Origin of the sequence: Marinobacter sp. GH_1 (assembly GCF_048595985.1) — a bacterium.
In the GTDB taxonomy this organism is placed as follows: Bacteria; Pseudomonadota; Gammaproteobacteria; order Pseudomonadales; family Oleiphilaceae; genus Marinobacter; species Marinobacter shengliensis.
Window position 1 is genome coordinate 302,383 of record NZ_CP184460.1, and the last position, 17,489, is coordinate 319,871.

Consider the following 17,489-nt stretch of genomic DNA (forward strand, 5'->3'; position numbering starts at 1 on the left):
GGTCTATGTCGCCAATCCGTGAGTGACGCAAGGGAATGAAGATGACCACTATTCGATTATGGGATCTACCGGTCCGGCTGTTTCACTGGTTGTTGGTGTTGGCGGTGGTTGGTGCCATCGCGACCACCAAGCTCGGTGGCAGCTGGATGGTTTGGCATGAGCGATTTGGTTTGCTGGTTGTTGGCTTGCTGGCCTTTCGTATCGCCTGGGGCTTTCTGGGTTCCAGTTACGCAAGGTTTACCCGTTTTGTACGCGGCCCCGGCGCTATCATGGCCTATCTCAAAGGCGGGTGGCAGGGCGTGGGCCACAACCCGCTGGGTGCTTTATCGGTTCTGGCCCTGATCGGCCTGTTCGGTTTTCAGGCCGCGACTGGGTTGTTCGCCAATGACGAAATTGCCTTCTACGGCCCTCTTTACCCGCTGGTGTCGTCAGATCTAAGCGGCACCTTGAGTGGCTGGCACCGGCAAACCGAATGGTATCTGTACAGCCTGATGGCCCTGCATGTGGTAGCGGTGATGTTCTACACCCACGTGAAGAAAGACAATCTGGTGAAGCCGATGATCACTGGCAGGAAAGTGGTCTCAAAAGGGCGCGCCGAAGATGCTAAAGGCGGGGGTGCGATGGCATTCGTGGTGTCTCTGGTGCTTGCACTGGCGGTGGTGTGGGCGGCCAGCGGTGAGCTTGTATCACCACCGCCGGCACCCGCACCTGCACCCCAGGATCTGGGCTGGTAGGTTAACCGCGATGATCAGTCGGCGCGGAAGTTGTCATGGCAGGCCTTGCAGGTTTGCCCGACAGCGCTGAACTGTCTTGCCAGGGAGGCGCGGTCACCGGTGGCGGCCACTTCCTGCAGTTTGTTGGCTTCACGAACAAAGTTGGTGCCGACTTCCCGGACTTTATCCGTTCGTTGGAAAAACTCAGGCTTCAAACGGGTGTTCTCTGCCTTGTCCATGGTCGAGTCCGGGCTGAACAGAGCGCCCATACCAGAGTTGGCAATGGCGGCAATGGCATTGGCTGCGGCTTTCATCTGGTCAGCATTGAATTCCACATCGCCATCAACCGCCTGGGCTTTGATCTTGCCCATGTTCCAGGCCATGAACTGGTAGCCAGCCTGGCGTGCTTCGATCTGGTCTTCCACGCTCAGTTGAGCCGCTGCAGGCATGGCAAACGATGTGGCAAGTATGGCGGCGGTAATCACACCGGTTTTTTTCATCTCAGGTCCCTCTCTTTTAGTCGGATTGGTTAGGCTACCAAAATGCTCTATAAAGGCATGGTTATGAGCATGCTACCTGTATAGACTCATTGCTGACAGTTATAACAGACCAAAGTTCAATCTGGAGAATTCCGCATATGGCGATCTGGACGGTAACCCCGAACCTGGAATACATGGCTGAGGCGAGTAAAAACACCGCTGTAAGTCATATGGGTATTGAATACCTGGAAGTTGGTGACGACTACGTGAAAGGCCGCATGCCGGTGGACCAGCGCACCGTGCAGCCGTTCGGGATTCTGCACGGCGGCTCGTCGGTATTGCTGGCGGAAACCCTGGGCAGCATGGCGGCCAATTGCTGCCTGAAAGACAAGAACACCGTGGCGGTGGGGCTCGATATCAACGCCAATCACATTCGCCCGGTGACCGGCGGCTGGGTATACGGCACGGCCCGCGCCCAGCACATCGGCAGCACCACACAGGTTTGGGAAATCCGCCTGGAGAACGAGCAAGGCAAGCTTACCTGCATCTCCAGGCTGACCATGGCGGTTACCAAGCGTCCCGGTTGATGGGTTTGCGCGCCAGCACCGCCACACTGGCACAGATGGCCATGGCAGCGATAACCACGGTTGGCCCGGTTGGCAGATCCTGCCAGGCTGAGATCAGAAGCCCCAGACTGTGGCCCGCCAGGCACGTGAGTATGGCGAAGACGATGCTGGTGCCACGCAGATGTATCAGTAGCAGTGGGGCGGCAATCAATGAGGTGAACACCACGTAGATGCCGGCCAGGTCGACCGTCAGGGTGATGGCGACAGCGAATAGTGGCAGGAACAGCCAGCCGGTATAGCACTGGGGCAGGGCGTACTGCCAGACCAGCACGGCGATAGCCAACAGCACCATCGGGCCAAGCACTGCAGGTGTGGTCCAGAGCAGGTCGCCGTTCAGCGTATGGGCAAGCCTCTGTGCGCCGTGGGGGTCCTGGCTTACCAGCAAGGTGGCCAGGCACGCGCCCAGTGCGTAGAGCAGGCCGATCATGGCTTCACGGTGACGGGTCAGATACCGTAAAACCAGGCTGACCAAGGTAACAGCCAGCAGAGCAAGGGCCAGGCTCCCGGAGAGGCTCAGGGCAGAGCCGCCGGCGGGTAATACGGTACCGACCAGTAAAATGCCCAGCGCCGCCCACTGGGCGATCGCCAGATCCGCAAATACCATACCCCGCTCAAGTACCCGGTTGCCCAGAGGCACCAGGGCGACTGCAGTCAGCGTGCTGGCGGTGAGTGCCGGCCACATCCAGCCCCACTCAGTCCACATTCGTTGGCTCCTGATGATTCAACAGCGCGTCGATGATCAGGTTGATAACTTGCCCCAGAGTCTCTTCACCCGGTTGGCCGGTGACGGTGCCAGGTAGCACTATCGCCGGTACCCCGGATTGTGACGATAACCACCGGGCCGGACGATCATCCTGATAGGAGGCAAGCATAATCACGCTGGCGCGAGCCAGGTCCGGGGTGGCCAGTACGTTCCGCAGGTGCGTGCTGCCGGGTGGTAACCCGGGTTTCGGCTCCAGGTCGGCAATGACCTCGATGCCCAGCCAACGCAGCAGGTAATCGAAGGTGGAGTGTTGGGTAATCACACCGGTCCCTGTCAGTTGACGGGCCGCAGTGCGCCAGGATTGGCGGTGCTGGTTCCACTCTCCCCGCCACCGAATGTACCTCACTTGAATCTGCGCCTGCTGATCGGGGACCAGAGATGCGAGTCGCTCTGCGAGGGCACTGGCAACCAGGGGAATGGCGTCTGGAGACAGGTGCAGGTGCGGGTCGCCCTCTGGGTGGACATCCCCCATGCTGCGGTCAACGTGCTCATGACTCTGATGCAGCGGCGCATGGTCGGCGGCAAAGAACAGCCCATCGCTACCGGGCTGGATCTTGCGATTGGCCGCCCTTGAGATCAGCGAAGGTAGCCAGCCGGCTTCCAGCGACGCACCCGTGCACACGGCCAGGTCGGCTTTACGCATGGCGGCAATCAGGCTGGGCCGGGCCTCGATGTAGTGCGGGTCTTGCCAGGCGGTGGTCGCGGTGGTGATGTTTGCATCCGGCAGCAACACCGAGACCAGGCTGGCCCACTCCGGTTCGCAGGCGAACACATTCAGATTGGCGCTGGCCGGCATGCTGGCAAACGCCAGCAGCCAGCCAAACGCCCACGCCAGGCGGTTGGGCTTAGAAATCATGGGCACCATGAGCTCCGAAAGTCATCACGTATTGCAGGGTGACGGTGTTGTCGGCGTCCTCGAAACCATGTGCGCTCTGGTGCGTGTACTGCAGACGCAGAGTCGAGAAGTGGGACCGGGACCAGGCCAGCATCACATCGGTTTCTTTCAGTTGCTGATCGTGGAAGTGGTCACCATGGGCTTCCTTGAGATCCACCCGGCCATAGCGGGCTCCGACAGACCACTGTGGGGTAAAGCGGTAGACAGCGGAGGTATACCAGCCCTGGTGGTAATCTGAGGAGCGGGCATGTTCGTTCAGTTCGTCCGCGTACAGGTATTCGCCGCTGAGCGTCAGCTGTTGCTGTCGGGTGTTGCCGTTAGGCGACCATTTCCAGACCAGGTCGGCGATATAGAGGTTCTCGCCGGTGTAGGCGGCGGCATGGCTGTGGTCATGATCACCGTGGTCATGATCATGGTCATGATCGTGATCGCCGTCATGGTCACCATGAACCTGGCGGTTGTTCAGATAGGACAGCCCGGCCTGCCAGCTTTGTGACACCCCAATGTCGCCACCGAAACGAGTGTTGACGGTGTACACACCAATGTCTTCGTCACCTTCCGTCAGGCGATTGCCGTTGAAAGCTTCCGCCCCGATCTGCCAGAAAAACGGTGTGGGCATCAGCAGGTTGACCCGCAGACCGTCGTCGAAGTAGTGGCTGCCCAGCAGAGCCCGATAGGCTGCGGGGCGCTCGACAAAGTTGTCCTCATGCATGTGGCGACTGTTCAGGTAACCGACCTGGGACAGGAATCGGCCGCCCCGAACACTCAGGTTCCAGGGCATGCCGGTGGTCTGCAGGTAGGCTTCTTCCAGTGCTACTTCGGTTTCGCCGTGATGTTCTTCCAAAACTGCAGTCAGGCGGCCTGTGAACAGGTCATCGATGGGCGCAGACAATGACAGCTCGGTGTGCCCAAGCCCAAAACCCTCGTCCCGGTGGGACAGCGCGGTGGCGTTCTGTTTGTAATAACCGTCCAGAACCACGCTGATGTCTGGGTTCATTTCATTGGCCTGGGCCGACGCAAATGGCATCAGCAAGGTGGAGAACAGGCCGGCTTGAAGGCGGGTAAAACGCATGTTGAATCCTCGTACTGCTTGCATAGGAAATGGAGTCGGCGCCGGCGATGCGTTAAGCAGCCGGCGCGGTGTCATTGGTGTTGGTTAGTGAGCGTGATCGTGGTCGTGATCATCCATCAGGCCAAGCCAGACCAGGCTGGCGGCCTGGAAGTCCAGGGCGATGGTCCGCAGAACCTCCCGCTCATGGGTGTCGATTTCGATGATGGACTGACCGTCCGGTGTCAGTACAAACAGGCGGTCTTCGCTGGCCGATTCGGTAAACGCAACTTGGTCGTCCTCTGCCAGAGGCGCCATAACGTCCAGGGTGGCAACCAGTAGCCAGCTGTCGGCAGGGTCGAACAAGCGAAGCTTGCCGTCATTACCGAACACGTAGAAGGTTTCGCCATGACCATCAAAACCCTGGGCAACGCGAGTGACGCCTTCGCCCAGAGTCAACTCCAGGTAGGGCTCGGCGTCTTCCGGGTTGATGACGAAAAGCTGGTTTCCGGCAACACCGACCAGGGCGTCGACGTCATGATGAGCAACCAGGGTGCCAATGCGACTGCCGTCGATCAGGGTTGGTGGGTTATCCAGTTTTTCCGCGGGGAAGGTATCGTCTTCCAGATCGATCACCAGCACACCATCGGAGCAGCCGAAGGCCAGGGCGTGGTGATTGGCTGCCGCGCCATGCAGGCGTGGGCATTGTTCAGCGTAGAGGTGTTCGTGTGTGAAACTGCCACCGTCCAGCTGGTACCGCTCAACTTCCGCCGGCAGGGTCGTATCGGTAATCGATGAATCACGACGGGTGACGAACAGGCGATCCCCTACCATCTTGGCAACGCCATGCATGTTGTTGTCGCGACCCAGAGATGCGACCTCACTGTTACTTTCCAGGGAGTGGTCGGAGAACACTGTCACCTTGGCGTTGGCCGCGCTGGCTGCGCCGTCGTAGAACACCACGCCATACTCTTCGCCGAGGGAATAGTGGGTGGGCCGGTGATCGTTCAGCGTCAGGCTCAGCATGGATGGCGTTTCCGCGTAATCATGCATGTGGTCGCCGTGGTCTTCGGTATAGAGTCCGCTGTCCACAAAGGACACCAGGTCATCTCCGCGCTGGATGACTACCCCATACCGTGCGTTGGGTGATCGGTACAGGCGGGGTGCCTCACCGTCCAGAGGGAATTGTTCCAGGATGCTTCCGTCGTCCAGGTCCATCACCTTGATCTGTGAGCCGGTGCTGTCATAAATGGCCAGGCGCCCGGCGGTATCGATCTCTGTGTGGTCGTGACCGTCACCGGAGCTGCTGCCGCCGCATCCAGAAAGCATAAGCGCTGAGGCTGCGACAATGGATGTAATGATCAGCCTTGGTGTTACCGGCTTTTGAGCGGGAGGTGCTAGTTTCATTGAGTTCTCACTCCTTTGTTCATGTTATAACGTTGCATTTAAAGTTCAGGATGAAAGCCAGTCGAGGCCAACAATCAGTCTTGGGGTGCCATTCGGTTGCGGTGAACGGTGCACCAGTCCCCGGCCCTCATTGCCCTCCCATGCCTCGCCCTTCAGAAGGGCGACAGCGGCAGTGGGTATGGTTTGAATCTGATCTGAGGGAACGCTTTGCTCTGGCAGGGGGCCTTCACCAGCAGGACGGGCAACGAGGGGTTCGGGTAGCCACTCGGTTCCGGGCCCGCGGTAAGTGCAAAGCAGCCGCACCGGTACCCGATCCACATGAAATCTGGGGCACATAGTGTCAGCCAGAACATGTATGCGAAGACCTATCGCTTCAGGCTCAAACAGGCACTGATACATCTCTGCCAGCTCGTCGACATCGGCAATCCAGTGGTTGGAACCCTCGATATCAAGAGCCCACCCGGGCAACGCAGTGGCCGCACTTTGCCCACGTTCGAGGCTGACGAAACGCTCAAGGTTCCCCGCGCGGTTACAGAATTCATTTACGAATGCGGCCCAAAGGTTGTTCCGAGGTCTCTGCCAGACGGCCAGGTTAACGTTGTCACGGAGTATTTCCGCAAGGCACTGTACATTTTGCCCGTGGACACTCAGGGAGTGTTCGAGGTTATGAGGGTGTTGTGTCATTGCTAGAACCTCTTGGTCTGGCGAGAGAAGCCGAATCCGGGCTGACAATGTTATGTTATAACATATGATTTGTGAAGGGCTGACACGAATTGGCGAAACTGGTTTGAGGAAGTTGACCGGGGTTTGAGAGATATCAAGTTTTCAGCCTGCCGGTCGGCAGGATCGGTGATACACTCAATTTAGTTCATTTTATCAACCAGTTTGCAGCGGATGCGTTCTCGCATCAGGAGACTGTGTGTTAATCAAAGTGACGATTGGTGCGGCGATGACAAGGTTCGTGGTTGCCTGCTTGATGATGGTGTCGGTAAGCCATCACGGGGTTGCGGCCGGAGAGTCTGAAAGGTTCGTATGCACCACACTCGTGGCCAGTGGTAATCCTCAGTACCCACCTCTGCTTTGGCGTTCAGACCGGTCGCCCGGGGAGCTGGTTGGCGCTATACCAGCATTTTTGCGGGAGCTGATAGAGCCGCTCGGAGTTAAAGTTGAGGTTCGGGACAAGGGTTCCTGGGCCAGGGTGCAGCATCTTGCAAAGCTGGGTGATCTTGATCTCGTGGCCGGCGCCTTTATGACATCGGAGCGCATTGGTTATATGGATTATGTGTTGCCGCCGATGACTCACTTACCCACCAGCGTCTGGGTGCCAAAAGACCGGCCTTTTGAGTATCGCCATTGGCCGGACTTGTTGATGAAGCGGGGCAGCACCCTGATCAACAACAGTTTTGGTCAGCGTTTCGATCAATACGCAAAAGCAAACCTGATGATCGAGGGGGTGCGCACGATAGAGCAGTCATTCCTCATGGCGAGGGCGGGCCGAGTTGACTATGTGTTGTACGAGCAACTTCAGGGGCAGGTGAAACTCCAGAAGCTCGGGCTTGCCGGCGATTTTATTGCACTGGACCCACCGATTTCGAGGGAGGGGCTGTTCTTTGCGTTTCCGAAAGGCTCACCGTGCAATTCAGAATCCTTCAGGGAAGCTTTTATGGAACGGCTCTCGCACCTGACGGTGAACAGAAGATTGCCAGCGCTTATCGAGGAATATACGGCGCGGTACGTTGGCAATCAGGGCTTATAGCGGTGCATCGAGGTTGACCTGACAACGTCCAAGCTCTTTCGAGCGATAGAGTGCCCGGTCTGCTCTGTGTAGCAGGTCTTCCAGGCGCTGGTCTTGCCGCCCCAGACTGGTGATCCCGAAACTGGCGCTGATCTGGATTGCGCAGCCCCGATAATCTACTGTGAGGCTGGTCAGCGCACTCAGAAGTCGGTGAGCGGTATCCAGAGCTTCCTGCTCCGTGGTTTCCGGGAGCAGGAGTGCGAATTCTTCGCCGCCCATCCTGGCAAGGATGTCATAGTCGCGGATGTTCTCCCCAAGCGTTGAAGATACCTTGCGAAGCACCTCATCGCCCGCCTCGTGACCATGGGTGTCGTTGACTTGTTTGAAATGGTCGAGGTCCATCATGATCAGTGCCGTCGGGGACTGTTGTCGCAGGGCGCGGCTGAGTAGCTGATTGCCGAACTCAAAGAACGCCCGGCGATTCCTGAGCCTGGTCAGTTCATCCTCGAACGCGGCGGCCCGAGCCCGCTCGTGGGCTTCGTGTAACGCCAGCTCCATGTTCTTTCGTTCAGTTATGTCAGTTGCAATCTCCAGCCTCGCCAGCCGACCATCGGTCCACTGAATAGCCTGATCCCGGCACTGGTACCAGCGTTGGTCGAGCTGGTTCTGGAACTCCCAGACATGAGGTGCGTTGGCGGTGCCGTCATCGGCGACAAGCAGGTCATTCGTGCAGAAAGAGCAAGGGCCGTCGCTGTCTTGCAGCACCTGCCAGCATTTGCGGCCGTCGATGCTGCCCCAGATGCGGCGGCCGTAGGCATTCATGTAAAGTAATTCGTGGGTCTCGAAGTCAGATACATAAACCAGGGCATCGAGATTGTCGAGCACGGCCTGCAGGCCCTCGGCGGAGGTACTGGTGTCCGGAACCGGTTTTTCCGGTTGGGCGGGTAGGTTGATGGATGGTATCCCGGATCTCATTGGTACTTTTGTCTTCGTTTGATTTTTCGCCAATGTGTTGCCGAGTATGGCGTCTTTGGCCGTCGCCTGCACCCGGAATCTGTCCTATTCTTCGGCTTGTACCTACGATTACCTGATGACTTCGGATGGTGTAAGTCAGAGATAAAATGTTTCAGGAGCAACGGTATGGGGCATCGATCTTTGCCACTTTGGTGGTTGGCGTTTGCAGCGGCACTGATTCCCTTGCTGACAATTCACCTCACCTTTGCCGTATCGGTAATGGAGGGACATGTTTCCTGGTGCGTGCCGTACTGGGACAGCTGCACCAGTATCAGCCGAACCGGTCGCCACGGTACCGCCTATTTCATTTTTAAGGGGACCATGTTGCCGGCAGCACTGCTGGGGATTCTGTTCTGGTGGCTGAATGGTCTCTGGTTGCGCCAGCTTGGTGTTCAGGCTCGGCGCGTTGCCTGGATTCCGTGGCTCGGGTTGATTGCCTGTGCTGCCCTCGCCTTTTATACCCTGGCGCTGGGTCATGCCGGGGACGGTTTTAACCTGACTCGCCGTATTGGCGTTGTTCTGTATTTTTCATTCACCTATCTGTGCCAGTTGCTGGTCAGCGCCTGCCTGATGAATCATCCGAGGTGGTACACCTCCGGCCTGCGCTTGTTGCGCCTTTGCCAACTGACGCTGGCAGTGGGTATTCTTTCGGTGATTCTGACCGCGGTGGTGCCGGACTGGTATAGCCAGAAAGACGATGCCTTTGAATGGGTGCTGGCGCTGCTGATCAACCTGCACGCGCTCTGGCTGGCATTGCTGTGGCGGCGCAGCGGGTTCCGGGCGCGCCTGTGGGCAGATTGACAGCCGCGGGGACAGCCCGGGCTTGTCTTGATAGACTGCTGCCCAAACGAACTTTTCAGAGCCTTCCTTCATGACTGTCACTGCATCATCAGACCCTTGTCCCTGCTGCAGCGGCAAGGCCTACCTTGAATGCTGCCAACCCTGGCATTCCGGGCAGCCGGCGCCCACCCCGGAGGCGCTGATGCGCTCACGCTATGCTGCGTTCGTGCTGCGCAATCCGGACTACCTGCTGGCCACCTGGCATCCGGATACCCGGCCCGGGGAGCTGGAGCTGGAACACTCTCCGGACTGGGCATCGTTACAGATTCTGGATGCCAGTGAGCAGGACTCCCGTGGGCGCGTTCATTTCCGTGCGGTCTACCGGGCTGGAACCGGTTGGGGCTATCTGGAGGAGGTTTCAGACTTTGCACGGGTAGACGGTTGCTGGTACTACGTGGCCGGAGAAACGAGCGAGGGTAGCCTCAAGCCCGGCCGCAACGAGCCTTGCCCGTGTGGCAGCGGGAGAAAGTACAAAGCCTGTTGCCTTAAAGGCGGATAACAGGAAATCCTGCAACATTGAGGAGGTCAGACGTTAGTGCCGGGTTAGGATAATTCATGGGGTTCCCGTCACCCTTGGTGTGCTAGATTATCTCGTCCAGTGATGAGGAACCTATGCACTCAAAGACCCCGGTTAACCCGGAAACCACCAAAGGCGTTCTCTATGGGCTGGCTGCCTACACCCTATGGGGCAGTTTTCCCCTGTACTTCGCGTTGTTTCAGGGGATTCCCGCCTGGGAAGTCCTGATTCACAGGGTAATCTGGTCCTGCCTGTTTCTCGCCATCGTGATTTCCCTTCTCACACGCTGGCCGGCGGTAATCGCAGCGTTGAAGCAGCCAAAGAGGCTGGGTTTCGTACTCGGTTGTGCGGTGTTCATTGCCCTTAACTGGGGCGTCTACATTTATGCCGTGGAAACCCGGCACGTGCTGCAGGCCAGCCTGGGGTACTTCCTTACCCCGCTGGTGAATGTGGCCATGGGGCTGCTGATTCTGGGGGAGCGGATTTCACGCTTGCAAGTGGTTGCGGTGACCCTTGCGGCAGTGGCGATTCTGTACCAGTTTGTTCTGCTGGGTGAGCTGCCCTGGATTACCCTGGTGCTGGCGTTCAGCTTTGGCACCTACGGGTTGATGCGAAAGAAGGTCGAGCTGGATGGGCTGTCTGGCCTGTTTGTGGAAACTCTGCTGTTGCTGCCGCTGGGGCTGGTGACGCTGGCCTGGTTGTCATCGGAGGGTTTGTCTCACTTTGGTGGCACCAGCTACAGTACCTTGCTGTTGCTTTCCAGCGGTGCGGTTACTGCCATTCCCCTGCTGGCCTTCGCCGGTGCCGCCCGGCGGCTGAAGCTCTCGACGGTGGGGTTTCTGATGTACATCAACCCCACTATCCAGTTCCTGATTGCGCTTTTTGTGTTCCACGAGCCCCTGAGCACCGCGAAACTGGTGAGCTTTAGCATGATCTGGGTGGCGCTGGGGATTTATTCCTGGTCGGCCTGGGATCAAAGGGGGAGATCATGAAACAGCGCATCATCGGCTATCACCAAGACGACGAAAACCATTGGGTGGCGCAGCTGGCATGCGGGCATAACCAGCATGTGCGCCACGATCCGCCGTGGGTGAACCGCCCATGGGTTGTTACCCCGGAAGGGCGGCAGGCCATGCTGGGAGTTGAGCTGGACTGCAAAAAGTGTGACGAGGGTGCTCCGGCCGATGAGCAGCCAGGCCTTCAGGCCATCGTCTCCAGATAGGCTTCCAGTTCGTTAGCCAGCCAGCCTACCACGGCGCCGCCCTGAGCCTGCTCTGACTCGAGGGCGCTGAACACCTTCCACCAGCGCGCGCTGCGGTGGTGGATGGTTTTCAGTTGTTCTTTCCGCAGTGCCTCGGCAATTAACGGTAACGGCAGGTCCGCCCAGCCGGCACCGTCCATCACCGCATCCCGGATCAACTCGTACTGGGTAAACGCCAAGTAGTTGGCGGTTTCCGGTGAGTCTGCCACCAGCACTGAATCCTGCATGTAGGCGATGGTGATTTCGGTGTGGCTGATCAGATCGTCCTGGGTTACCCGTTTGAGCTGGCTAAGCGGATGCTCGGGCGCAGCGACGGTCAGCATGCGCACGTCAGCCAGCTCGCGGAACCATTGGTAGCCCTCATTCATCAGTTCCGGCATCAAGCCATAGGCGACATCCACCGACTGGTTGCGGACCAATGAGGGTAGTTCTCGCGGGGGCGCCAGGTAGATCGACAGGCTGGTTTGCGGAAACCGCTGTTTCAGGCGGCGCAGGATGTCTCGCCACACGTCCTCGGGAATGGCATCGTCCCGGGCGATGCGCAACACCGATTCGGCGCCACTCAGGTGGTGCTGGCAGCGGGCCTGTATCTGGCCGGCGACCTGATCAAAGCGCCGACAGTCGGTGAGAATGGACTGGCCGATGGAGGTCAGATGCAGCTGGTTACCGCTGCGTTCAAACAATTCAACCCCCAGCTCATCCTCCAGCGAGGCCAACACAGTGCTGACCGTCGTCCGGCTGCGGTTCAGCTCGCGGGCGGCCGCGGCCACGCTGCCGTTCCGGACTACGGACAGAAAGGTTTTAATCTGGGAAGTTTTCATGCTTATCTCGTTGCGCCGGATTTTCCGTCGCTCAGCGACTCACGCCTTCGTGATGATGCCGATAATATGGCCGGCAATTCTCAGGAGGTCAAAATGTTTACTTCTCTGGCGCGGGAAAATATGGCGCTGACATTATCTGCGGCCGGTGCGGGCTTGTTTGCTGTCGTCGGTATCGGCTGGGGGCTTTGGGTTGATTCCCTGGTCATTCTTTTCGATGGCGCCTATTCACTGATCAGTCTGGCGCTATCCCTGCTTTCTCTCTATGCCGCTCGCCTGGTGCGTCGGCCGGCAACAGAAGATTATCCGTTTGGTTTGGGTGCGGTGGAGCCGCTGGTGATTGCGGTGAAAGGCCTGGTTATTGCCCTGGTGTGTGTGCTTTCGCTGGCCTCGGCGGTGGTTTCGCTGCTGCAGGGTGGCCGTGCGGTGGCCGCCGACATGGCCATGGTGTTTGGTGCGGTGAACGTGGTGGGTTGCCTGGCCGTGTGGGTGTATCTGCGCTGGTCCAGCTTCCAGAACGACTCTGGCCTGGTCAGGGCCGAGCAGAGGCAGTGGCTGATGGACAGCGCCCTGAGTGCTGCTGTGATGATCGGTTTTGCCGCCGCCTGGATGCTGGAGAAAAGTCAGTGGTCAGAGCTGGCAGTATACGCAGACCCGGTGATGATGCTGGTGATCTCGGTGTATTTCATGACCGTGCCGGTGAAGATGATTCTGGAGTCAGTGCGGGAGTTGCTGCTGGCGGCACCCTCGGAAGAGGCCATGGACGATATCCAGGAAACCCTGGAAGACCTTGGCTTGAATCCGGGCCAGGTGAGAGTGGCGAAGTTGGGCCCTAACCTGCTCCTGGAAGCTCGTATGGTCAGAATCTGAACCTGGTGTTCTGGCATCAGCCAGCCTTCAGCCCGCCGATGGACAGAATCAGTCTGCGGGTGTCGTCCTTTTCGACGGCCAGGTAGTCCAGCAGGGCCTGAAGCGCGCCGTTTGGATCCTCCGGGTGGTTTGAAGCAAACCGTTTGACCAGCTCAATCTGGACATGCAGATCCTGGAAACGGCCATAGAGATCCTGGCGCTGTCGTAGGGTCTTAAGGGCGGATTTCCAGCTGTCGATGTCCAGTTCCATGAGGTAGCGGATGCGCTTCAGGAGTTTGCGGAGATTGTGGATGTCCTCATCTGGCGCGTCGTGCAGCAGTTCGGCGGTTTTCCGGTTGAACATGCGCAGCCGGTGTTCAACGCTTTTTTGAACGTCCCTGGTACTGAGTTTGTCGATCAGTTTGCGGAACTCCCTTGACTGCAGCTCGTCCTCCCAACTGTGCAGGCTCTGCCGGTAACGTTTGCTTCCAAGCCGTTTCGCCAGTTTTTTCTGTTCCTTGCCCACCCGCGCGCAGACCCATTGCTCCAGTGCCCGCAGGAGCTCTGGCTGGTCACTGCATAGCTGCGGCAGATCCTGGCGGAAGACGTGCAGATCCCGCAGGTTACTCGTGGCCTGGGCGTGTCGTTTCAGGTGGGAAATGTGGCTCTTCAGTGATTTGTTTCCGGTTACCTCGGCCAGGGATTCGGCCACGGCGCGGCTGCGACGAAGGGCAATGCGATACTGGTGGAGAAACTCATCGTCCAGGCCGAGCATCACCCCCCGATGTAACTGGTTAAGACTCTCGGCCTGCCCCAAAAGCACTGACGGAGTGTCTTTGACCGTCGCTTTGCCGGCGTTCTTGTGCCGTTTCTGGTTCTTGCGTTTGAACGCCTCATAACTGAAGTCCACCGGGGTTAGAAAGGTTTCAAGCCGACCTTCCCGTTTGCCGAGTTTGCGCCAGTGTTTGATTGGTAAACGTATGTGAATAAAACTGGCGGTGGGGAGTTCAAAGGGAGCGTGCGGCACCAGGGTGGCTGCCAGTTCCAAAAGCGCCGGGTTGTGCCCGACAATGGCCAGGGTTTGCGCCTCATTGTCACAGTTCTGCAGCCACTGTAATAGACGCCGGTAATCAAAGGTATAGAGTTCCGGGTTAGTGTAAATCTGCGCTTCACCCATCGAGGGATGCAAAATGCCTTTAAGCGTTTGTTGGGCGCGCAGGGCAGGGCTTACGTGAATCTCTCCTGCCATGGCCCCGTAACGCAGCAGCGCCTTCCCGAGCGGTGCCAGCTGTTGCTCGCCTCGTGGGTTTAGCGGGCGGTCCTTGTCGCTGAGGTTGTCGTTATCCCAGCTGGACTTGGCATGGCGGATGAGAAAAAGGTGTTTCACGGTGAGCTCTCCCCGGCACGACTGACATGAAACTTTAGTCTGACACAAGCTCAAGTCGTTTACATGACGGCCGATACCCGAACTACCTGAAAGGCTTGATACAAATGGCCTGGCTACCAAGTCGACATGTTTTACTTGAGTATTGGTATACAGGCGTTAACAAACTGGAACAGCCTTGTACGTGGCACTGTGGATAATCCCGAGGCCAGAGCAGACAATCCGGAGCAGAACCATGACATTGTTGAGCAACCTGACCATCCGAGCCCGCCTGTTGATTGGCGTATTGGTGCCGGTACTGATTACGGCGGGTACCATTGCCTGGATCACCGCCAGCCAGATTCAGGCAAACGGAGAAGCCGAGTTGGAACGCCTGGAGGAAGAGCTTCTGGATGCCCGTAAGGAAGGCCTGAAGAATCTCGTGGAAACGGCCCGGGCAGTGGTCATGGATGCCAAGAACAACTCTGGGTTGTCTGATAGAGACGCCCGCGAGGAGGCTCGCAAACGGCTACGCTCCATCACATTCGGGCAGGATAACTACGTTTTTGCCTACGCCCGTAATCTGGATAATCTCGCCTACGCTCCGGACCCTTCCCGCGAGGGGCCGACGACCAACCCCAATACACAGAAACTGGTTCGGGACCTGTTCTCAGCGGCGGGAACCGACGGCTTTTATGAGTACGACTGGACAAACCCCGCCTCGGGCGAGGTAGAGCCGAAAGTGTCTTATTCAAGCATTATCCCGGGCTGGGATTGGATGATGGGTGCCGGTATTTACGTCACCGATATTGAACGGGTATTGGTTGAGGCACGAAAGGAAATCGATTCGGCTATGGCGGCGGCCATGGGCTTTATTCTGTTGGTGACGGTTATCGTAGTTGCCGTGTCCCTGATCATAGGGCTGGTGATTGGCCGAACGGTGACGGCGCCCCTGAATAAAGTCAGCGATATGATGCAGGAAATCGCCGACGGTGATGGCGACCTACGCCAGCGTCTGCCGGAAGACGGCAAGGATGAGTTGGCTGAGCTAGGCCGCCGGTTCAATCATTTCGTGATCAAGATTCAGGATACTATTCGTGAAGTGGGCTCAACCACCGATCAGGTCGCCTCGGCCGCCGAAGAGCTGAGCCGTGTGGCCAACGAAACCCGCCAGTCGGTTCAGGAACAGGGCTCGGAAACAGACCAGATTGCGTCGGCGATCAATGAAATGGCAGCCACCATCCAGCAGATTTCCGGCAATGCCAACGAAGTGGAAAGCGCCGCTTCAGACGCCGACCGCATGGCCCGTGAGGGTGGTGAAACGATCACCAGCGCGCAAGGTGCCGTCAACCAGTTGTCCGAAGAAATGGAGAGCACGGCGGCCAGCATTAACGCCCTGGCGGAGAAGTCCAATGATATCCAGCAGGTTCTGGATGTGATCCATGCCGTCACCGAGCAGACCAACCTGCTGGCGCTTAACGCGGCCATCGAGGCTGCACGGGCGGGTGAGCACGGTCGTGGCTTCTCGGTGGTGGCGGACGAGGTTCGGCAGTTGGCCAAACGCTCTGCGGAATCCGCCGATCAGATTCGGGAAATGATTGACGGCTTTGTGGCCGAATCCAAGGCTTCTGTTGAACGGATGAACCATTCCCGCAAGAGTTCCGAGGCTACCGTCGAACGCATCAATCACGCCACTGGTGCGCTGAACACCATTGTGACATCGGTGACCCAGATCCATGATCAGGTTACCCAGATTGCCACGGCGGCGGAGCAGCAGAGCCAGGTGGCCGAGGAAATTAACCAGAATGTGGTGCGTATTGTCGACGCTGCCCAGCGTAGCGACACCGGGGTTAACCAGACCAATGAAGCCAGTCACGAGCTGGCGCGGCTGGGTGAAAACCTGCGTGAGCTGGTGAGCCAGTTCAAGGTCTGATTCCGGCGAGGCCGGCCTGCCGCATTGGCGTGGCTGGCCTCCACGGTTATCATGGCTTTCCGTTATTTGTTCGTTTTACCCTCAAAGCAATAACAATGGAAGCCAACACCATGTCTATGCACAGAATCTTCGTGGCGGCCCTTACGTTGGTTGCCCTGCTGACCAGCCCGTTTGCGGCGGCCGAGAAAACCTACACCATCCGCCTGGCTGAAACCTGGGGCCCGAACTCCAAAATCCTGGGTGAGACTCCTCGCAATATGGCCGCGATGGCGGAGCGGATGTCCAGCGGCCGCCTGAAGTTCCGGATTGATTCCTCGAACAAGCACAAGGCGCCCTTCGGTATTTTTGACCTGGTGCGCAACGGCCAGTATGACATGGGCCACACCGCCTCGTACTACTACAAGGGCACCATCCCCAACGCCATGTACTTCACCACCATACCGTTTGGCATGATCACGCCGGAAATGTATGCCTGGTTCTATCACGATGATGGCATGGCGCTGATGCAAAAGGTCTACGAGCCCTATGGCCTGCTGTCGTTTCCGGGCGGTAATACCAGCAACCAGATGGGTGGTTGGTTTCGCAAGGAAATCAACTCCCTGGACGACCTCAAAGGCCTGAAGATGCGCACCCCAGGCTTTGCCGGAGAAGTGATGGCCGAGCTGGGTGTGGCGGTTACCAACCTGCCGCCAGGCGAGCTGTACACCGCCCTGGAGCGGGGCACCATTGATGCCGTGGAATGGGTTGGCCCGGCGCTCGACCTGCAGATGGGCTTTCACCAGATCGCCAAGTATTACTATTCTGGCTGGCAGGAGCCCAATGCCGAGGTGCAGTTCCTGATCAACAAGAAAACCTGGGATTCGCTGCCGGCTGACCTACAGGAAATCCTGCGGGTGTCCATGCGCACGGCGGCCTACGACATGTACATCCAGAGTACCCATGAGAGCGGTGTTGCCTGGAGCCGCATGACCGAGGACTATCCAGACGTGACTCACAAAGTGTTCCCGCCGGAAGTCATCAACGCCCTGCGGGACACCACCAATCGCCTGCTGGATGAGTTCGCGGAGAAGGATGAACTGGCCCGTGAAATCATCACCTCCCAGCGCGACTACCTCAGCCAGGTGCGGCCCTGGACCAACATTTCGGACAAAGCCTATCTGGATAGCGTTGCAGACCAGTGAGCAGCATGTTGCTAAACCTGCCGAAGTGAGCTGAGATCAAGGAGCGT

19 protein-coding genes are annotated in these 17,489 nt (G+C 58.2%); 10 read left to right on the forward strand and 9 right to left on the reverse strand.

Annotation, left to right across the window (positions count from 1 at the left end; all coding sequences use genetic code 11):
• Positions 1-41 precede the first annotated feature (41 nt).
• On the forward strand, positions 42-734 hold the full coding sequence (locus ACNSOI_RS01310; protein ID WP_420194944.1) for a cytochrome b/b6 domain-containing protein: 693 nt from the start codon (positions 42-44) through the stop codon (positions 732-734).
• Positions 735-748: 14 nt separating this feature from the next.
• On the opposite strand, the gene ACNSOI_RS01315 is transcribed toward ACNSOI_RS01310, so the two are convergent.
• Complete coding sequence (locus ACNSOI_RS01315; RefSeq protein ID WP_420194945.1) at positions 749-1,213, reverse strand: c-type cytochrome; 465 nt, start codon at positions 1,211-1,213, stop codon at positions 749-751.
• Between the two features lie 137 nt (positions 1,214-1,350).
• On the opposite strand from ACNSOI_RS01315, the gene ACNSOI_RS01320 reads away from it, so the two are divergent.
• Positions 1,351-1,779, forward strand: coding sequence for a hotdog fold thioesterase (locus ACNSOI_RS01320; protein ID WP_420194946.1), 429 nt, complete (start codon positions 1,351-1,353; stop codon positions 1,777-1,779).
• Here ACNSOI_RS01320 and ACNSOI_RS01325 read toward each other — a convergent pair.
• The 5 genes from ACNSOI_RS01325 to ACNSOI_RS01345 form a co-directional block, all read right to left on the reverse strand.
• Positions 1,760-2,521, reverse strand: a complete 762-nt coding sequence (locus tag ACNSOI_RS01325) for an ABC transporter (RefSeq protein WP_420194947.1) — start codon at positions 2,519-2,521, stop codon at positions 1,760-1,762. The genes ACNSOI_RS01320 and ACNSOI_RS01325 overlap by 20 nt on opposite strands.
• Positions 2,511-3,437 carry a metal ABC transporter solute-binding protein, Zn/Mn family gene (locus tag ACNSOI_RS01330; RefSeq protein WP_420194948.1) on the reverse strand — a complete coding sequence of 309 codons (927 nt, stop codon included), beginning with the start codon at positions 3,435-3,437 and terminating at the stop codon, positions 2,511-2,513. The genes ACNSOI_RS01325 and ACNSOI_RS01330 overlap by 11 nt, the downstream gene beginning before the upstream one ends.
• Positions 3,427-4,548: a porin gene (locus ACNSOI_RS01335; protein ID WP_228715469.1), complete on the reverse strand. Its 1,122-nt coding sequence runs from the start codon at positions 4,546-4,548 to the stop codon at positions 3,427-3,429. The genes ACNSOI_RS01330 and ACNSOI_RS01335 overlap by 11 nt, the downstream gene beginning before the upstream one ends.
• Before the next feature lie 84 nt (positions 4,549-4,632).
• Complete coding sequence (locus ACNSOI_RS01340; protein ID WP_228715470.1) at positions 4,633-5,931, reverse strand: hypothetical protein; 1,299 nt, start codon at positions 5,929-5,931, stop codon at positions 4,633-4,635.
• A gap of 45 nt (positions 5,932-5,976) precedes the next feature.
• Positions 5,977-6,615 carry a DUF1826 domain-containing protein gene (locus ACNSOI_RS01345; protein WP_152437099.1) on the reverse strand — a complete coding sequence of 213 codons (639 nt, stop codon included), beginning with the start codon at positions 6,613-6,615 and terminating at the stop codon, positions 5,977-5,979.
• Positions 6,616-6,850: 235 nt separating this feature from the next.
• On the opposite strand from ACNSOI_RS01345, the gene ACNSOI_RS01350 reads away from it, so the two are divergent.
• Positions 6,851-7,687 (forward strand): substrate-binding periplasmic protein, encoded by an 837-nt coding sequence (locus tag ACNSOI_RS01350; protein WP_420194949.1) that lies wholly within the window; start codon positions 6,851-6,853, stop codon positions 7,685-7,687.
• Here the strand turns inward: ACNSOI_RS01350 and ACNSOI_RS01355 are convergent.
• A complete protein-coding gene (locus tag ACNSOI_RS01355) occupies positions 7,682-8,641 on the reverse strand; it encodes a sensor domain-containing diguanylate cyclase (protein ID WP_152437100.1) in 960 nt (319 codons plus the stop codon). The two genes, ACNSOI_RS01350 and ACNSOI_RS01355, sit on opposite strands and share 6 nt — an antisense overlap.
• Before the next feature lie 165 nt (positions 8,642-8,806).
• Here ACNSOI_RS01355 and ACNSOI_RS01360 point away from each other — a divergent pair, with 165 nt between their 5' ends.
• The 4 genes from ACNSOI_RS01360 (at position 8,807) to ACNSOI_RS01375 (ending at position 11,259) form a co-directional block, all read left to right on the forward strand.
• Positions 8,807-9,481 (forward strand): hypothetical protein, encoded by a 675-nt coding sequence (locus ACNSOI_RS01360; RefSeq protein WP_138436969.1) that lies wholly within the window; start codon positions 8,807-8,809, stop codon positions 9,479-9,481.
• A gap of 70 nt (positions 9,482-9,551) precedes the next feature.
• Entirely contained in the window at positions 9,552-10,019 is a 468-nt protein-coding gene (locus ACNSOI_RS01365; protein WP_420194950.1) for a YchJ family protein, read from the forward strand.
• A gap of 113 nt (positions 10,020-10,132) precedes the next feature.
• A complete protein-coding gene (gene rarD, locus ACNSOI_RS01370; RefSeq protein ID WP_286920692.1) occupies positions 10,133-11,029 on the forward strand; it encodes an EamA family transporter RarD in 897 nt (298 codons plus the stop codon).
• Positions 11,026-11,259 carry a DUF3565 domain-containing protein gene (locus tag ACNSOI_RS01375; protein ID WP_374786458.1) on the forward strand — a complete coding sequence of 78 codons (234 nt, stop codon included), beginning with the start codon at positions 11,026-11,028 and terminating at the stop codon, positions 11,257-11,259. The genes rarD and ACNSOI_RS01375 overlap by 4 nt, the downstream gene beginning before the upstream one ends.
• On the opposite strand, the gene ACNSOI_RS01380 is transcribed toward ACNSOI_RS01375, so the two are convergent.
• On the reverse strand, positions 11,238-12,119 hold the full coding sequence (locus ACNSOI_RS01380) for a LysR family transcriptional regulator (protein WP_286253173.1): 882 nt from the start codon (positions 12,117-12,119) through the stop codon (positions 11,238-11,240). The genes ACNSOI_RS01375 and ACNSOI_RS01380 overlap by 22 nt on opposite strands.
• 93 nt (positions 12,120-12,212) lie before the next feature.
• Here ACNSOI_RS01380 and ACNSOI_RS01385 point away from each other — a divergent pair, with 93 nt between their 5' ends.
• Positions 12,213-12,986 carry a cation diffusion facilitator family transporter gene (locus ACNSOI_RS01385; RefSeq protein WP_058093018.1) on the forward strand — a complete coding sequence of 258 codons (774 nt, stop codon included), beginning with the start codon at positions 12,213-12,215 and terminating at the stop codon, positions 12,984-12,986.
• A gap of 16 nt (positions 12,987-13,002) precedes the next feature.
• Here ACNSOI_RS01385 and ACNSOI_RS01390 read toward each other — a convergent pair whose 3' ends face one another.
• Complete coding sequence (locus ACNSOI_RS01390) at positions 13,003-14,352, reverse strand: CHAD domain-containing protein (protein WP_420194951.1); 1,350 nt, start codon at positions 14,350-14,352, stop codon at positions 13,003-13,005.
• Positions 14,353-14,584: 232 nt separating this feature from the next.
• Here ACNSOI_RS01390 and ACNSOI_RS01395 point away from each other — a divergent pair, with 232 nt between their 5' ends.
• Positions 14,585-16,261 carry a methyl-accepting chemotaxis protein gene (locus tag ACNSOI_RS01395; protein WP_420194952.1) on the forward strand — a complete coding sequence of 559 codons (1,677 nt, stop codon included), beginning with the start codon at positions 14,585-14,587 and terminating at the stop codon, positions 16,259-16,261.
• 110 nt (positions 16,262-16,371) lie between these two features.
• Entirely contained in the window at positions 16,372-17,442 is a 1,071-nt protein-coding gene (locus ACNSOI_RS01400) for a TRAP transporter substrate-binding protein (RefSeq protein ID WP_420194953.1), read from the forward strand.
• Positions 17,443-17,489: the final 47 nt, after the last annotated feature.

What these genes read in the sequence shown, in the direction of transcription:
- ACNSOI_RS01310 (WP_420194944.1), top strand. Translation starts at nt 42, where the DNA reads ATGACCACTATTCGATTATGGGATCTACCGGTCCGGCTGTTTCACTGG.
- ACNSOI_RS01315 (WP_420194945.1), bottom strand. Translation starts at nt 1,213, where the DNA reads ATGAAAAAAACCGGTGTGATTACCGCCGCCATACTTGCCACATCGTTT.
- ACNSOI_RS01320 (WP_420194946.1), top strand. Translation starts at nt 1,351, where the DNA reads ATGGCGATCTGGACGGTAACCCCGAACCTGGAATACATGGCTGAGGCG.
- ACNSOI_RS01325 (WP_420194947.1), bottom strand. Translation starts at nt 2,521, where the DNA reads ATGTGGACTGAGTGGGGCTGGATGTGGCCGGCACTCACCGCCAGCACG.
- ACNSOI_RS01330 (WP_420194948.1), bottom strand. Translation starts at nt 3,437, where the DNA reads ATGATTTCTAAGCCCAACCGCCTGGCGTGGGCGTTTGGCTGGCTGCTG.
- ACNSOI_RS01335 (WP_228715469.1), bottom strand. Translation starts at nt 4,548, where the DNA reads ATGCGTTTTACCCGCCTTCAAGCCGGCCTGTTCTCCACCTTGCTGATG.
- ACNSOI_RS01340 (WP_228715470.1), bottom strand. Translation starts at nt 5,931, where the DNA reads ATGAAACTAGCACCTCCCGCTCAAAAGCCGGTAACACCAAGGCTGATC.
- ACNSOI_RS01345 (WP_152437099.1), bottom strand. Translation starts at nt 6,615, where the DNA reads ATGACACAACACCCTCATAACCTCGAACACTCCCTGAGTGTCCACGGG.
- ACNSOI_RS01355 (WP_152437100.1), bottom strand. Translation starts at nt 8,641, where the DNA reads ATGAGATCCGGGATACCATCCATCAACCTACCCGCCCAACCGGAAAAA.
- ACNSOI_RS01360 (WP_138436969.1), top strand. Translation starts at nt 8,807, where the DNA reads ATGGGGCATCGATCTTTGCCACTTTGGTGGTTGGCGTTTGCAGCGGCA.
- ACNSOI_RS01365 (WP_420194950.1), top strand. Translation starts at nt 9,552, where the DNA reads ATGACTGTCACTGCATCATCAGACCCTTGTCCCTGCTGCAGCGGCAAG.
- rarD (WP_286920692.1), top strand. Translation starts at nt 10,133, where the DNA reads ATGCACTCAAAGACCCCGGTTAACCCGGAAACCACCAAAGGCGTTCTC.
- ACNSOI_RS01375 (WP_374786458.1), top strand. Translation starts at nt 11,026, where the DNA reads ATGAAACAGCGCATCATCGGCTATCACCAAGACGACGAAAACCATTGG.
- ACNSOI_RS01380 (WP_286253173.1), bottom strand. Translation starts at nt 12,119, where the DNA reads ATGAAAACTTCCCAGATTAAAACCTTTCTGTCCGTAGTCCGGAACGGC.
- ACNSOI_RS01385 (WP_058093018.1), top strand. Translation starts at nt 12,213, where the DNA reads ATGTTTACTTCTCTGGCGCGGGAAAATATGGCGCTGACATTATCTGCG.
- ACNSOI_RS01395 (WP_420194952.1), top strand. Translation starts at nt 14,585, where the DNA reads ATGACATTGTTGAGCAACCTGACCATCCGAGCCCGCCTGTTGATTGGC.
- ACNSOI_RS01400 (WP_420194953.1), top strand. Translation starts at nt 16,372, where the DNA reads ATGTCTATGCACAGAATCTTCGTGGCGGCCCTTACGTTGGTTGCCCTG.